Source organism: Verrucomicrobiia bacterium, from assembly GCA_035629175.1.
Taxonomy (GTDB): Bacteria; Verrucomicrobiota; Verrucomicrobiia; order Limisphaerales; family DASXHY01; genus DASXHY01.
In genome coordinates this window covers 1-13399 of the sequence record DASPIL010000029.1, presented here as the reverse complement: position 1 = coordinate 13399, position 13399 = coordinate 1, and the positions used below count along the sequence as shown (strand labels likewise).

The following is a 13399-nucleotide window of genomic DNA, read 5'->3' as shown; positions in this document are numbered from 1 at the left end:
TTCACGCGAGGCTTTGCAGTTGCTCGTTCGTTTCCTGAAGCCGGCGCGCGTCGGAAACTTCCAATTTCAATTCAGAAATGAGTTCCACGGATTCGCGATCAAGAGCGGCGAGATTGCGTCGTTGGGGGCGAATGGTAATGCGCGCCTGGGCCGGGCTCACCCGCGGCTCTGGAGTCAGCACCACGCAAACCGTCGAGCCCATTTCGAGAATCCGCTGAAATCGAAACCACGTGGTGGCCCCGATGCGCCGCAGTTCCATGGTGGGGTTCGAAACCAAATCGAGGATCACGAGCGGGACATTGCGATCGCGCAGGATCAGGTCGCCCGCTTTCAATGCCTCCTCCGCCGTGCGGCATCGCACCCACAGCAGACGTTCCACAACTGCAGGTTCGAGCGCAGTGACGTCGAGCGAATCGTGGCCGTCGATATACGCCACGATCTGCCGCTCGGCAGCGGCGCGAGCGACGAGGGCATTGCGCAACAGGGCGCTGCCGGAACTGCGCTGGGGAGCGATGATTTCCGTGAGCGCGCCGCGGGGAAGGCCGCCATGCAGGGAATCATCCAATTGGGCAATGCCAGTCGCCCAGGAATTCAGGGGGCGGGCGGTGAGTTCATCCAGGCCGAGGCGCGCTTGAGGAATCTTCTCTCTGAGAAGCTGGCGCAACTGGATGACACGGGCAGTGGACATGCGGATGATCAATGTAATCGGGGAAAGGGCTCAGGCAATGGGTTTCACCCCGGAGTTATTCACAGGGCGGTATCCCGCCATTTCCCCCTCTCTTCCGCTCCCAGCGGAGGAGAGGGCTGGGGAGAGGAGGGAGATTTGCTTGGCCAGACCACTCCAGCCTTGTTGAACCGCGGCTGAAGCACTGCGATCAACAATTCCTCGCGGCAACTGGCGGCGAATTCCGAGGGGCATTCGTCCCATTCGATGCGCGTCACGCGATGCAGCAGGCGAATGATGCGGCGGGGCAGGCGTTCGGGATTGGCGACACGGTACGTGCCCAGGCGCTTGCGAAGGTTTCTGGCCTTGCCCACATACAACACCCCTTCGCCCGGGCCGCAGAAAAAGTAAACGCCTGGCGAGCGGGGAATCTGGCAAAAAAAATCTTTGCCAAACCGCTCGACCAGGGGGCGCGGATGCGGAAACAACCAGAGCTGGCTGGAACTCATCCTGACATCGTAGCTCATGGGTGAGACAAAAACAGTCCTATGCGGATCGGAGCTGCTGCTCTTTCAAGAGTCTCCCAAGCAACACATCCATTAAGGTCAGCGACCATCCGGACTTCCCGCGTAACACCAGAGCCGATTCCGATTGGTCTCCGCCACGGCCAAATACCAGTAATCGATTCGCGTAAAGCTGACCGAACTGTGGAACGCGGCGTTAATTGCGCCTTGTTCGTGCCGGGCGCTCACTGCTTCGCGCGGATAACTGGCGCCATCATTAAAGTATTCCACCTTCTTTTCGTCCGTTTCCCAAAACGCCACGTTTGTATATCCCCTGGAAAAGGATTTCCGCCAGAGACTGTGCGCGGAGCCGGCGAGGCGGCGTTTAGCTAGCAAGCCTGCGCCGCAGGTGGAGCCCAAGGCGCCGCCGGCCGACTGGGCCGAGGAGGAATTTGAGTGCCAAGCATTGGGCGATCAGCGGCTGCAACGGCGACTGCAGAGCATCGGGAGAGACTTTTTTGCCGGTCCGATGATGAGCATTCCGCAAGCGTGCGGCTGCTCCTGGTCTTCCCCATGACCGATGCTCCCCGTTCCTCCCACCTGTCCGCACTACACCTTCGTCCTGCAGCAAAAAAGAAATGGGTAAAGCTCAGTGCGTCGCAGGCGGGGGGAGAAGGTTTTTTGGTCGTGCGAGGTTGTTGGAAAGGCAATGCTCCCTCTCTTCCACTCGGAGTGGAGGAGAGGGTTGGGGAGAGGAGGCGTGCGGCTCAACAGACTCGAGCTGCGTGGGACTGGATCAGTGCACCCTCTCCCCAGCCCCTCTCCCGCTCCTGCGTCGCAGGCGAGGGGAGAAGGGAACAGCTAAGGAGGGAGATTGGAATCAAGCTGCGGCTAACGTCGCCGCTCGACGATTGCCGTCCAGGGCAAAGGTCTCACCCACAGTCTGCCAGCCGATCCGATCAGCGGAAATCGCGGCCTGCATGCGTTCGATCGGTTCAACAGTTCCTTCACGCCCGAACGCAAACGTGTTGAAATGCATCGGCAGGAAATAATTTGCTCCCGCCTGATCCGCCATCTTGACCGCCTGCTCGGGCGAGCAATGCGCAAAAATCCATGGATCGTAAGCACCGATCGGCATGATCGCGCATTCGAACGGACCCTTGCTCCTTAACGACGCGAACGAATCGCACCATGCCGTGTCACCGCCGAAAATGATCTTCTTTCCCTCGCGTGAAATGATGTAGCCGTTGTAGCCGCGGGCCTTGTCATACTTCCAGCGCGATCCCCAATGATTCACTTCAAACGCCTCAATCTCCACGTCGCCATTCGCGGTCGTCACACGTGTTTTCTGTCCCCAGGAAAGTTCCGTTGGCTGCTTGAACTTCATGTCCCGCAACAAATCGGCAGTGGAATGGCCCGTCACCGCTTTCGTGGTCGACGGCAGGCAGCGCAGCGTGGCGGGATCGAGGTGATCCATATGCGCGTGGGACAACAGGACAACATCAACATGCGGCAACTGCTTCGCCGTCAGAGCAGGTTGGATGAGGCGCTTCGGGCCGACGGTTCCAAACGGAGTATCGGCGCCAATGCGGTTAAAGAGGACGGGATCGGTGAGAATGGTGACGCCGTAGAAATTGATCAAGACACTCGCGTGACCCAGCCACGCCGCGGTGATTGTGTTGGGGTTCCACAAGTCGGGACGCGGAGTTCCTTTGGGATTGGCGAGCGTTCGCTGCATCTCCTCGATAAATCCACGAAGCAGGCGCGCGGGGAGAATGTCTGAAGCTCCAGCCCACACTCCGCACAAACTGAGCGAACTGACGGAAAGGAAACGGCGTCGGGAAAAGTCTCTGCTGTTCAACTGAAAATCCTGGTCTTTGAGTTCAAAATTCTGGGTAGAATACCCCATGCAAACAGGTCTGCAAGGGGCACATTGAGATTATTTTGATCCCCACGCCGACAGCCCCCATATTACGCCGATGTCCGTGGATTTGACTGAAGCGCTCCTGAGCCAGGCGGCGGGTTGGGAGGCAATGAAACAAGCACGCGCGTACCTCGAGCAGGGCCAGGTGCTGAGTTCATTCTGGGCTCCTCCCCTGCTGCGCGGCGTCGTCCAAAGCAGCGGCAATTCGTTTCGGGCCTCGATGGTCATTAAGAACTCCGTCGACATCGAAAACCTTTGCACGTGCCGCGATTCGCGCGAATGGGGAAAAATCTGCGCCCACAGCGTCGCCGTCGGCTTGCATTTTATCCGCGGCGACCAGCCCGCGCCCGCGGCCCCAAAGCAAAACAGTGGCACGCGGCCATCGCCGGCTGCCACTCCATCCGCCGCATCACGCCCCCCTGCCTTGCGGCGCGATGCCGATGGTGACTCTGTCGAATTATTTGTCGTTCTGCCGCCCAACCTGGAACAGGCACTCGAGCGTGGCAAAATCATGCTGTCTGTTGAAGCACGCTGGAATGGACGCCGCGTGCCTTTGAATGCGTTGCCGAAGTCGAATGGTTACGCCTTCGGCGAAAAGGACGCCGGGTTGCTCGGAGCGCTGGAGCAACTCACAAACGGCGAAGCGCCGGGATTCTTGCAGGTTGGAACCGACCATTTTGCATCGATCCTGCCTGCGATGCTCGATCATCCGAACATCACGTTAGGCAAGGCTACGCCTGTCAGGATCATCAACAAACCCGTGGCTTTCCCGTTCAAGGCAACTCTCGAGGCGAATGGTGAGATTGAGATCGCGCCGTTGGGCAGCGGCAACGCATTTGTGAGCGTTGGCAGCTGGGTATGGAACCGTGGAACCTTTCAGCCACTGATGCTTCCTCCGCTTCTCCAAAAGGCGCTCACCCAGCCTGTTCGTATCTCGCGCGCGCAGATCCCGCAATTTCTCAACCAGCATTGGCCGCAACTGGAAAAGGCCGGGGCCGCAGCCAATTTCAAGCTCGAGGATTTTGCACTCGAACCGCATCCGCCGCGCTTCCTGCTCGAGCTGAAGGGCGGTCTTGCGCAACTCAGCGCGTTGCTGCAATGCCGATACGGATCACGGATCATGACACTCGGCGTGACCGCCGGCGATGAAGGTGTCTGGATGCCCGACCCGGAATCCCCCACGCGTTACTGGACGCGCGATGTTTCGGGAGAACGCGCAGCCATCGGGCGTTTGCAGCGGCACGGTTTTTCAGCGCCCGACACCCAGGGCCGGATGCAGCTGAACGGGCAGAACGCTGTTTTGAATTTTTTTGCAAGGGAATATCCGCGACTGCAAAAGGAATGGACCGTGACGCTCGAAGAACGCCTTGAACGCAGCACGCAGCAGAACATCGAACGCATTGAACCGCAGTTTCAAGTCACGTCGTCGGGAGTTCAATGGTTCGATCTCGGCGTGGTCTTCGAATCGAGCGGCGGCGAACGCTTTTCTGCCGCGGATGTGCAACGCCTGCTGCTGTCGGGCCAGAGCCACACGCGCTTGAAGAACGGAAAGATGGCGGTGATCGACACGGGAGCCGTGGAGGAATTGCAGGAGGTGCTGCTGGATTGCGCGCCGCAGCAGCACGCCCAGGGGTATCGCATCAACAACACGCAGGCAGGGTTCTTGGAATCGACCCTGCGCCAGCACGCCGATTGGAAGTTCCAGGCGCCCGCGGGATGGCGCGACCGCGCTGCAAAGCAGTCGGGGGACGCGAAGCTGGAGTGTCCTCCGCTCGGCACCCTCGAGGACATTCTCCGTCCTTACCAGAAACACGGGGTGGCCTGGTTGCACTTCCTGCGTGAGAACGGATTTGGCGGGATTCTGGCGGATGAAATGGGGCTCGGCAAAACGCTTCAAGCGCTCGCTTTTCTTAGGACGTTGAACATTGCGAACGCCGCGGAAGCCAGACGTCCGCACCTGATCGTGTGTCCCACCAGCCTTGTGTTCAACTGGCTGGCCGAGGCCGCACGCTTCACACCCGATCTCAAGGTGCTCGCGCTGCACGGGCCTGACCGCCATCGCCATTTCGCGCACGCCGCGCAGCATGACATCGTCATCACGAGTTACGCGTTGATTCGACGCGACGCCGAACGCTACCGCGAATTGGAATTCGACACTGTTGTTCTCGATGAAGCGCAACACATCAAGAATCGGGAGACACAGAACGCGCAGGCTGTGAAAGCGGTGCGCTCGCAACATCGGCTGGTTCTCACGGGAACGCCCCTTGAAAATTCAGTGGCGGATCTTTGGTCGATCTTCGACTTCCTCATGCCTGGCTATCTTGGGACAGCGCGCGATTTTCGTGATCGCTACGAAGTTCCCATTGCGCGTGAAAAAAGTGCGGAAGCGCAGGCGCGGCTTGGCCGAAGGTTGCGGCCATTCCTGTTGCGCCGTCTCAAGAAGGATGTTGTCGCCGAACTCCCGGCCAAGCTCGAACAAGTTTCGTTTTGCGAACTCACCCGCGATCAACGGGCCGTGTACCAGCAGTTGCTCGACTCCACGCGGCGCGAGGTTCTCGACGCGGCCGGCAAGGATGGCGTTGCTCGCAGCCGCATGATCGTCCTGAACGCACTGCTCCGCCTGCGCCAGGTTTGCTGCGATCTGCGTTTGCTCAAGCTCGAAGACGTCGATCCGAAGAACGCGTCAGGCAAGCTGGAGCTGTTCAGCGAACTGCTGCAGGAAGTTGTCGATGGCGGTCACCGTGTTCTCGTGTTCAGCCAGTTCGTCAGCATGCTAGCGTTGCTGAAGGAGCGGCTTGCTGAGGAAGGGGTTGAGTTCTGTTATCTCGATGGCTCAACGATCGATCGGGGCGCTGTCGTGGATCGTTTTCAAAAGGATTCAAAAATCCCGGTGTTTCTCATCAGCCTCAAGGCCGGCGGCGTCGGCTTGAACCTGACGGGCGCGGACACGGTGATTCACTTCGACCCGTGGTGGAATCCGGCGGTCGAGGACCAGGCGACAGATCGCGCGCATCGCATTGGCCAGACGCGGGTGGTGACGAGTTACAAGCTGATCGCACGCGACACGGTCGAGGAAAAAATTGTTCATTTGCAAAACCGAAAGCGCGAAGTGATCAAAGCAACGCTGGGTGGCGAGGATGAGTTTTCAGCTTCGTTGAGCTGGGATGAAATCCAGGAACTTTTGGCGTAGGCCGAAGTCCGCGCGGTTCAATTCAACGCCACGTTTCCGCGCGCCAGCTCGGAAAACCGGATCACGCGAATGTCGGGCTTCGAAGCAAGATACTCCGCGGTTTGATGCAGGAAGCTGATGAATTCGTAATCGGGTTTGCCGTCGCGGAAATATTCCCACCAATGCGTGACGAGCACTGTCAGGCGGCGGCTTTCAACGGCTTCAGCCACTGACGCCAGCATGTTCTTGAAGTCGCGCTGATACGACAACAGGCAGCCGGGATGAGACAGCAGCGCTGTGTTGCGAACCTTCCAATGCGGGGAGCCCGTCGCCTTTTTGATCAGGTATTGCGGCCACCAGGTGCGCGGAAGCCGCCGCAGTTCAAACCATCCTGTTGAGAGGACGGGAAAGCGCCGCGCCACTTCACGCAGGCTGTCGCGCGAAAATTTATCGTAGGGCGCGACAAATGTTTTCGCCTGTTCAAAGCCAGCGTCGTTCAGGCAGCGAATCCCCTGCTCCAGCCGCCGCACGACGTCGTCGGTGCCCAGCCGATCGAATTCAAAGTAATCATGGCGATAGCCGTGCTGAACCACTTCGTATCCCATGTTGGACTTGAGATAGGCAATGAGCTCCGCATTCTCAGCCAGCGGGACCGTCTCCTGCGTTGTGCCGTTCCGCGCAACGAGAAAACCTTCAAGGCGTCCGTCAGGAAGACGCGTGTTCGTCGCCACGTTTGGGATCGTGGCGAGATTTACAGGCAGGCCGCGATCGAGGAACGGCCGATACAGCCGCTCCAGGCAATCAACGGGCGTCAGCGCGCTGGTATCGTCGTCGCGAAGAATGACGTAACGCATTTTTTTCCTCGATCAATTCCTGGTAAAGCTGCTGCATACGGCCTGCTAGGGCAGTGACGTTGTAGTTCAGGTTGACGTCGTCGCAGCCGCGCCGAACCACCCGCCGCGCCAGGTCGGTATTGATGAGCGCGTGATCCAGCGCTTCATGAAAACCCTCGGGCTTGTCGAGATGGAACAACCATCCATTCTCGCCGTGACGTATCAGGGTCGTCGCTCCTGACGTTGGGGTCGAAAGGACCATTGTGCCCGTTGCCCACGCTTCAAGAATCACAAGGCCAAACGTTTCCGACTGCGACGGCACGATCAACACTTCCGCCTGCTGCAAGAGGCCGAGCAGGCGCGGGTCGCATGGAGGCAGGCCGCCGGTCAACAGGATGCGGTCGCCCAGACCGAATTGCTCAATCGAGCGCTTCAGCTCCTTCCCATACACTTCGTCCGTGCATGCGCCCGCGAGCACCAGCAGCGCGTTGCGATGCTTCCTGAGGAAGCGTGGCGCCTGATTCACGAGCCATTGCTGGTTCTTGATGGAATCGATTCTCCCCACGCACAGCAGCACTTCGCGTCCGCGAATTTGCGGGAACGCCTTGAGCGCGGCCTCCCGATGATCCTGCTGGTAGATTTCAATCGGAACCCCATGCGGCTGCACCACGACGCGCTTTCCCGGATACTTTTCGCGCAGAAGACGCGCTTCGTTTCCATTGCACGTGATGATTGCATCGGCTTCGGGAAAGAGCCGGTGCGATTGGAACAGCAGGCCAAAGAAGCGCCCCCATTCAAATCCGCCTACGCGCTTGTTGAAATCGGATTTGATGTGCGCGGGAAGGTCGAGGACGCCCCCGTGGATTGTTACAACGAAGGGAATTCCACGCCTGCGCGCAACCGTTTTGGCAATGGCACCCATTCGTCCCAGTGTGTGCGTGTGCATCACTGAGACGCCGGGTTCGCGTTTCAATGCGGAGAACAGGTCGAAGGACATCAGGTTTCCGCCAACCGAGATCAACTGGCGTTTGCGTTGCTCGGAAATTCCAAGGATGGGCACAAACGCGCGAAAGCGTTCGATGCGGCAACCTTCAGCCTGCAATGGATCGTGTGCCGGCTCATGATCCAGCGCGGGACAGAAGACCACGGATTCGACTCCATGCTCGCGAAGGCCGTGGAACAATCGTTGAATGGCCGTCTCGGTGCCGCCCCATTGATCGGGGTCGTATTTCCTAAGCAGATGCAGTACGCGCATATTGAGCTTCCTCCTCCTGAACGCATTCCTGGCCAGGTTCGGCTTCGTCCTCCCATTCGTCCTCCAATTGTTGCGCGCGGCGGGCTTCTCGCCTTGCCTTTCGCTTCAGGTAATACAGGCTGGAGAGCACCCCGAGGAGAATGTTGAACGTGAAGAAAATGGCGGTCTGATGCCACACCCATTCAGTCAGGCCTTGAAGGAAATTTCCAACGAGTCCGAAGAAGATGCCGATTCCGATCGTTCGCATCGGATCGGGATTTCGCGGCAGGAGGAAACTCAGCCCCATGAGTCCCCATCGCATCCACAACAGAAGCATTAACACCAACCCTCCCAATCCCATCTCGCCCGCCGTCAGCGCAAGCAGGCTGTGGGCAGGCGCCGCCTGTGGATCATCCACGTTCGCGTCTGCCGACACTTCGAAGCGCGGCTCCTTGTGCTCGCTGGGATACGGCGCGAATTTGAATCCCATGCGCGGGCCGTATTTGTTGCTGACCCAGAACGACCAGTTGTTCGGACCGACCCCGAGCCATTGTTCGTCGGCCATCGCCGCCGCAAGACGAATGTAGTATCCGCGCCCTTGCGAGCGCTTGTTCTCATACTCCTCCTCCAGCGTCGCCTCCTTGAAACGCGACGTGAGTGATTCCCAGGATTTCGCCAATGCTCCTGCAACTGCCAGGCAGCATGCCGTTGCGATGAGCACCTTTCGGCCGGTGAATTTCAGGTCCATGGTGAGGGCCACCGTTCCCAGCATGATCAACCCAATGGTCACGATGCCTGTACGCGAAATCGTCAGCAGCACTGCGACACCGGCCAGCGCGATGGTCGCCGCGCTCATCACTTTCAACGAGCGTGGCAGCCTGGAGTTGAACGCCGCCACAAACAGGGGCGCAGTCGTGCACATGTACATCGAAAGGCTGTTGGGAGCGTTGAGATCGCCAAAGACGCGATGAATGCCGTAGCGATAGCGCTGTTCTATGGCTTGCAGCGCCTCGAAACACACAATCGCGCCAAGCGCCCACAAGAATATTCGCAGTTCGCGCTCGCCGCGCACATACAGCGCAACCGCTAAAAATACAATGAGGCCGCGCAGCATCTTTACGAGAGCGAAATAGCCGAACAACTTTGGCGTCGCGACCGCAACGCAGAGCACCGCGAAGAAGAAGAATAACAGCATCCATCCGAGCGCAGGCGGCCAATAGAACCGTTTCTCGCCCGCGCGAGGAACCAGAATGGCGCTGACGAGCAGGCTCAGCGCGATGACGTCGACAAGCGAGAATTCGAACCCCATCGTGGTGCCCCGATACCATTCGCGGCTCACAAAATTTACATCCCAGCGCTCCGTGAGCGCGGCCATTGTCACGAGCAGAAAGAAGAACCCGTCGCGCGCGCGCTTGGAAAGGCAGGTCACCGTGATTCCGCCCATGGCGGCGATGACGAGGTATGCGGCTGCGATCAGTTGCTTCGTTTCCATGAGAACGTCAGAAGTCCAGGCTCAACGCGTTTTGGCGCGTGACAGGGGCGACATGGCGTGCCCCGCGAGATCGATCGGCCCTGCGCCACGGTCAGCGCGCGGCCAATATTCCGTGAAACCGGCCTTGAGGAAGCGGTACGCGGCAAGACTTGCGGCGAGCGAAAGCACCGTTCCGCCAAGAACCGCCGGAAGACAGAACAGCCGATGCCGCCAGGAGAGCTTGCGCAGGTTGCGGAAACGGTAACTCACCAGCCCAGGGTAAAGGCGCCAGAAGAACCGCTTGCGTCGGAGGTGCTCGCGCACCAGCCGTTTCAGCCAGTCCGGGTTTTCCTCATCCTTGCGTCGCAGCGTTTCCGCCAGCCGCGCCCGCTCCCACGCCGGCATGTGCTTGATGTAATCATCAATCAACAGGTGAACGATGGTCTGCCCGATCGCCTGCCGTTTCTGGTTCTTGAAAACGCTCTTCAACGATGTGTATGCCTCGAATGTGTGTGACGCGTTGCGCGCGACCTCGATGCGCATCGGCCACACGCCGTGCGCCAGAAAATCGGTGCACACGAGCGACTTGATAAAACCGTCGTCGCACGCGCTCAGGTCGCGCGGCAGGTAGATGTTGCGGGCCGTCTCAGCGCGGATGCAGTACAACTGCGCACAGAGCTGGGCTGTCGATGACTGCGTGAGCCTCGAAACAGCGAGCGACATCCGATCGCGAATGGTTTTGCGGCGTTTGAATTCGAGATCCTTGCGCGGAACATCCACGGCCACGCGCGCCTCAGGACTGGCCTCCAATGTCTGCACGAGGTTCCAGAGCGCGTCGCGATTGTGCAGGACGATATCGGCATCCATGAGGACGAGGAACTTGGCCTCGCGTTCGGATAATTGGTGCACGAACTGGTTCCAGGCGTTGATCTTGCCCCGTTCGGCGAGATGCGTGACGCGGCCGATCAAAGCGCGCCCATCCAGATCCTCCCGCATTTGTCGCGACAGGATTTCGTCGGCGACGCTCACCGTGCGGTCCGTGCAAGCGTTGGCGACGACGATGATTTCGCAACAGAGATTTCGGCGGGCAAGTTCCGACAGGAGGCTTTGCTGAAAGACGGAATTGAGCAGCGTGCGGATGGCTTTCTCCTCGTTCCAGGCGATGATGCCAATGGAAAGATAAACACCGGAACGAGGTGCTGGCGGTTGTGGCTCAATGTTCACACCTCCGAATCGTAGGTGCCTATAGGCGTCTTTCGAGTAGGCAATGCCCTAGTTTTTCCGCCGAGGGCTGCCCAGCCTTTGCCCGCGGCGCAGACCCGTATCGCAGCCCAGACCTCCGAGTCTGCTATATGGCCCGTCCTTCGTAGCAGCGGCTGGGGAAGTTGGAGAGGTTTCCTTTCCCTCGGCGCGATTCACGGCCAGCCGGCTTGGAAGCGCGGCGATGCACCAGGCAGGTGCGGCGACCTGCGCTGCGTTTTCGATACATCAAATAACAGTTGCTATTCCGGTGAAAGGGTGGATAGTGCCGCATCTGTTCGAATGCTTGAAGCTTCGAGATATGGGGAATCCTCAGGTGAACTTGGTTCAGTGATGATTTTAAACCCGGCAAACGGGGTACAGTCTGGAAAACAACTATCAGGACAGCGAAACATCACATGAGTACCAAATTGTTTGTTGGAAATCTTTCCTTCAACACCACTGAAAACGACCTGCAGGACGCTTTTGCCGCGTTTGGAACGGTCACCGAAGCCAACCTGATGACCGACCGCGTCAGCGGCCGCCCTCGCGGTTTTGCATTCGTCACTATGAGCTCACCTCAGGAAGCGGAAGCCGCGATTGCTGAAATGAATGGCAAGTCGCTCGACGGCCGTGCGTTAACGGTCAATGAAGCACGTCCCCGTGAAGAATCCTCCAACGGCGGCGGACGCCGCTCGTTCGGCGGTGGCGGCGGTTCCGGCTCACGTTCCCGTTATTAATAAGACACTCTGCATCGGGGCCCGGCTCTGCCGGGCCCCATTCTTTTCTGCCGGAGCACGGCCCGCCTTCGTTGCAAACAATGAAGGCAGATTCCGCCGCTTCGGCGCTTCTCTGTACAGCCCAACCCCAACCAAAGGAATTCATTGAGCCGTCCGTTCTCTCCACGATCATTTCATTCGCGCGAACCCCTGCACAGGCGTAACGGAAAAATCCGCGCGCGAGAAGTCCGCGTCATCGACGACCAGAAACAGCAGCTCGGAGTCATGACTCTCAACGACGCGCTGCAGCTCGCGCGCTCCAAGGGGCTCGACCTCATCGAGATCGCGCCAACGGCCAATCCGCCCGTCTGCCGGATTGTGGAATATGGAAAGTTTCAGTACGAGGAATCGAAACGGAACAAGGAGTCCAAACAGACTGGCGGCCGGATGAAGGAGCTTCAGATTTCCCCTGCCATTGATTCGCACGACCTTGGCGTCAAGCTCCAGCATGCGATTGAATTTCTCTGCGACGACATGAAGGTGCGAATCAAGATGCGCTTTCGCGGGCGGCAGAACGCCCACAAGGACCTGGGATTTGCGCTGGTAAACCGGTTTGTGAAGGACCTTGCCGCCTACGCGCTCCCCGATACGCCTCCTAAAATGATGGGCGAAAGAGACCTGACGGTATTGCTCAGTCCGCTGCCCCGGAACAAACGTGCGAAGCCGCCGGCCCGCGACGCTTCAATGCCGCCGCCGCCCGAAAATGACGAAGAGCCCGAGGGGGACGAATGACTCGGTGAGTGTCTGCGGCTAAAACGATTCCAGCGGGTGCGGAGAATACTTCACCCGCCGCAAGCCCCTTGAGCGGGATGGATCGACGGGGTGCCTGACTCGTCCTCGCGTTATGCCGCCGCGGATTTTCCTGCTTCGACTTTTGCTTTTGGCGCTGCTTTGGCGGCCCTTGCGCCCTTTCCCTTGGATGGCGAATACGCAAGGCTGAGCTTGTAGTGAAGCAGGTGCTTGCAGGGACTCTCAAATTTGTTGGCGGTTGTCCGCGTTCCCTGGCATCGCAATTCACCCTGCGCCGTTTTGGATTTTTTGGCCACGGCTGCGACGAGCACCTCGCTCAGGTCGAAGCCGCCGCCCGTGCAACTTGTGTTGGGGCAACTGAAAGTCAGCACGCATTTGGCGTGTTGCACATTGGCCCTGTAACGCAGTTCACCAGCATGCGACATTCGTTGCTCGTCAAAATAGCCGAGGACGACGTTCAGGGATTTTAGTTGGGGGAACCGCTCAATCAGCGTTTGCGCACTGTTGATCCGGTCCATTTCGCGCAGGCGCTGCTCGAGGCGTGGATTCGCTTTTCGGGGATATGTCATGGGTGATTCAGCCGAACCAGAAGGGACTCTGCAAAAGCAGCCCGGAACGGCTTCGTCAAATCGCATGCACTTTACACTGTTCAGGCCGCTTAACAAGGCGTAAAAGTGCAATCGTAGCGCACGGGGTGGGATTAAAAGTGGGTGAGAAAAAGGAGGAATTGTTGAAGAATAAAATGTACAAATTTAGCCACATCGCTATTTACGGTGGGGATGAAGAACAAGAAATCAAAGTCTCTCGAACTGACGCTGCAAGAAACGAAGTTG

Annotated in this window: 12 protein-coding genes; 3 read left to right on the top strand and 9 right to left on the bottom strand. The window is 58.7% G+C overall.

Annotation, left to right across the window (positions count from 1 at the left end; translation table 11 throughout):
• Position 1 precedes the first annotated feature (1 nt).
• From VEH04_04605 to VEH04_04590, 4 genes are all read right to left on the bottom strand, one after another.
• A complete protein-coding gene (locus tag VEH04_04605) occupies positions 2 to 688 on the bottom strand; it encodes a hypothetical protein (GenBank protein HYG22042.1) in 687 nt (228 codons plus the stop codon).
• A 59-nt stretch (positions 689 to 747) separates the two neighbouring features.
• Positions 748 to 1191 (bottom strand): nucleotide excision repair endonuclease, encoded by a 444-nt coding sequence (locus VEH04_04600; GenBank protein HYG22041.1) that lies wholly within the window; start codon positions 1189 to 1191, stop codon positions 748 to 750.
• Between the two features lie 78 nt (positions 1192 to 1269).
• A complete protein-coding gene (locus VEH04_04595; GenBank protein ID HYG22040.1) occupies positions 1270 to 1488 on the bottom strand; it encodes a hypothetical protein in 219 nt (72 codons plus the stop codon).
• A gap of 559 nt (positions 1489 to 2047) precedes the next feature.
• Positions 2048 to 3076 (bottom strand): MBL fold metallo-hydrolase, encoded by a 1029-nt coding sequence (locus tag VEH04_04590; protein ID HYG22039.1) that lies wholly within the window; start codon positions 3074 to 3076, stop codon positions 2048 to 2050.
• 70 nt (positions 3077 to 3146) lie between these two features.
• Here VEH04_04590 and VEH04_04585 point away from each other — a divergent pair, with 70 nt between their 5' ends.
• A complete protein-coding gene (locus VEH04_04585; protein HYG22038.1) occupies positions 3147 to 6281 on the top strand; it encodes an SNF2-related protein in 3135 nt (1044 codons plus the stop codon).
• Positions 6282 to 6298: 17 nt separating this feature from the next.
• Here VEH04_04585 and VEH04_04580 read toward each other — a convergent pair whose 3' ends face one another.
• Genes VEH04_04580 through VEH04_04565 form a run of 4 tightly spaced genes read right to left on the bottom strand, consistent with a single transcriptional unit; the run spans position 6299 to position 11022 of the window.
• Positions 6299 to 7114: a DUF2334 domain-containing protein gene (locus VEH04_04580; protein HYG22037.1), complete on the bottom strand. Its 816-nt coding sequence runs from the start codon at positions 7112 to 7114 to the stop codon at positions 6299 to 6301.
• On the bottom strand, positions 7062 to 8348 hold the full coding sequence (locus VEH04_04575) for a glycosyltransferase family 4 protein (GenBank protein HYG22036.1): 1287 nt from the start codon (positions 8346 to 8348) through the stop codon (positions 7062 to 7064). Before VEH04_04575 ends, VEH04_04580 begins: the two co-directional genes overlap by 53 nt.
• Entirely contained in the window at positions 8326 to 9819 is a 1494-nt protein-coding gene (locus tag VEH04_04570; GenBank protein HYG22035.1) for an O-antigen ligase family protein, read from the bottom strand. Before VEH04_04570 ends, VEH04_04575 begins: the two co-directional genes overlap by 23 nt.
• A 21-nt stretch (positions 9820 to 9840) precedes the next feature.
• Entirely contained in the window at positions 9841 to 11022 is a 1182-nt protein-coding gene (locus VEH04_04565) for a glycosyltransferase family 2 protein (protein ID HYG22034.1), read from the bottom strand.
• 434 nt (positions 11023 to 11456) lie between these two features.
• Between VEH04_04565 and VEH04_04560 the strand changes: the two genes are divergently transcribed.
• Positions 11457 to 11777, top strand: a complete 321-nt coding sequence (locus VEH04_04560; protein HYG22033.1) for an RNA-binding protein — start codon at positions 11457 to 11459, stop codon at positions 11775 to 11777.
• 144 nt (positions 11778 to 11921) lie between these two features.
• Positions 11922 to 12548: a translation initiation factor IF-3 gene (infC, locus tag VEH04_04555; GenBank protein ID HYG22032.1), complete on the top strand. Its 627-nt coding sequence runs from the start codon at positions 11922 to 11924 to the stop codon at positions 12546 to 12548.
• Positions 12549 to 12658: 110 nt separating this feature from the next.
• On the opposite strand, the gene VEH04_04550 is transcribed toward infC, so the two are convergent.
• Positions 12659 to 13135: a hypothetical protein gene (locus VEH04_04550; protein HYG22031.1), complete on the bottom strand. Its 477-nt coding sequence runs from the start codon at positions 13133 to 13135 to the stop codon at positions 12659 to 12661.
• Positions 13136 to 13399 lie beyond the last annotated feature (264 nt).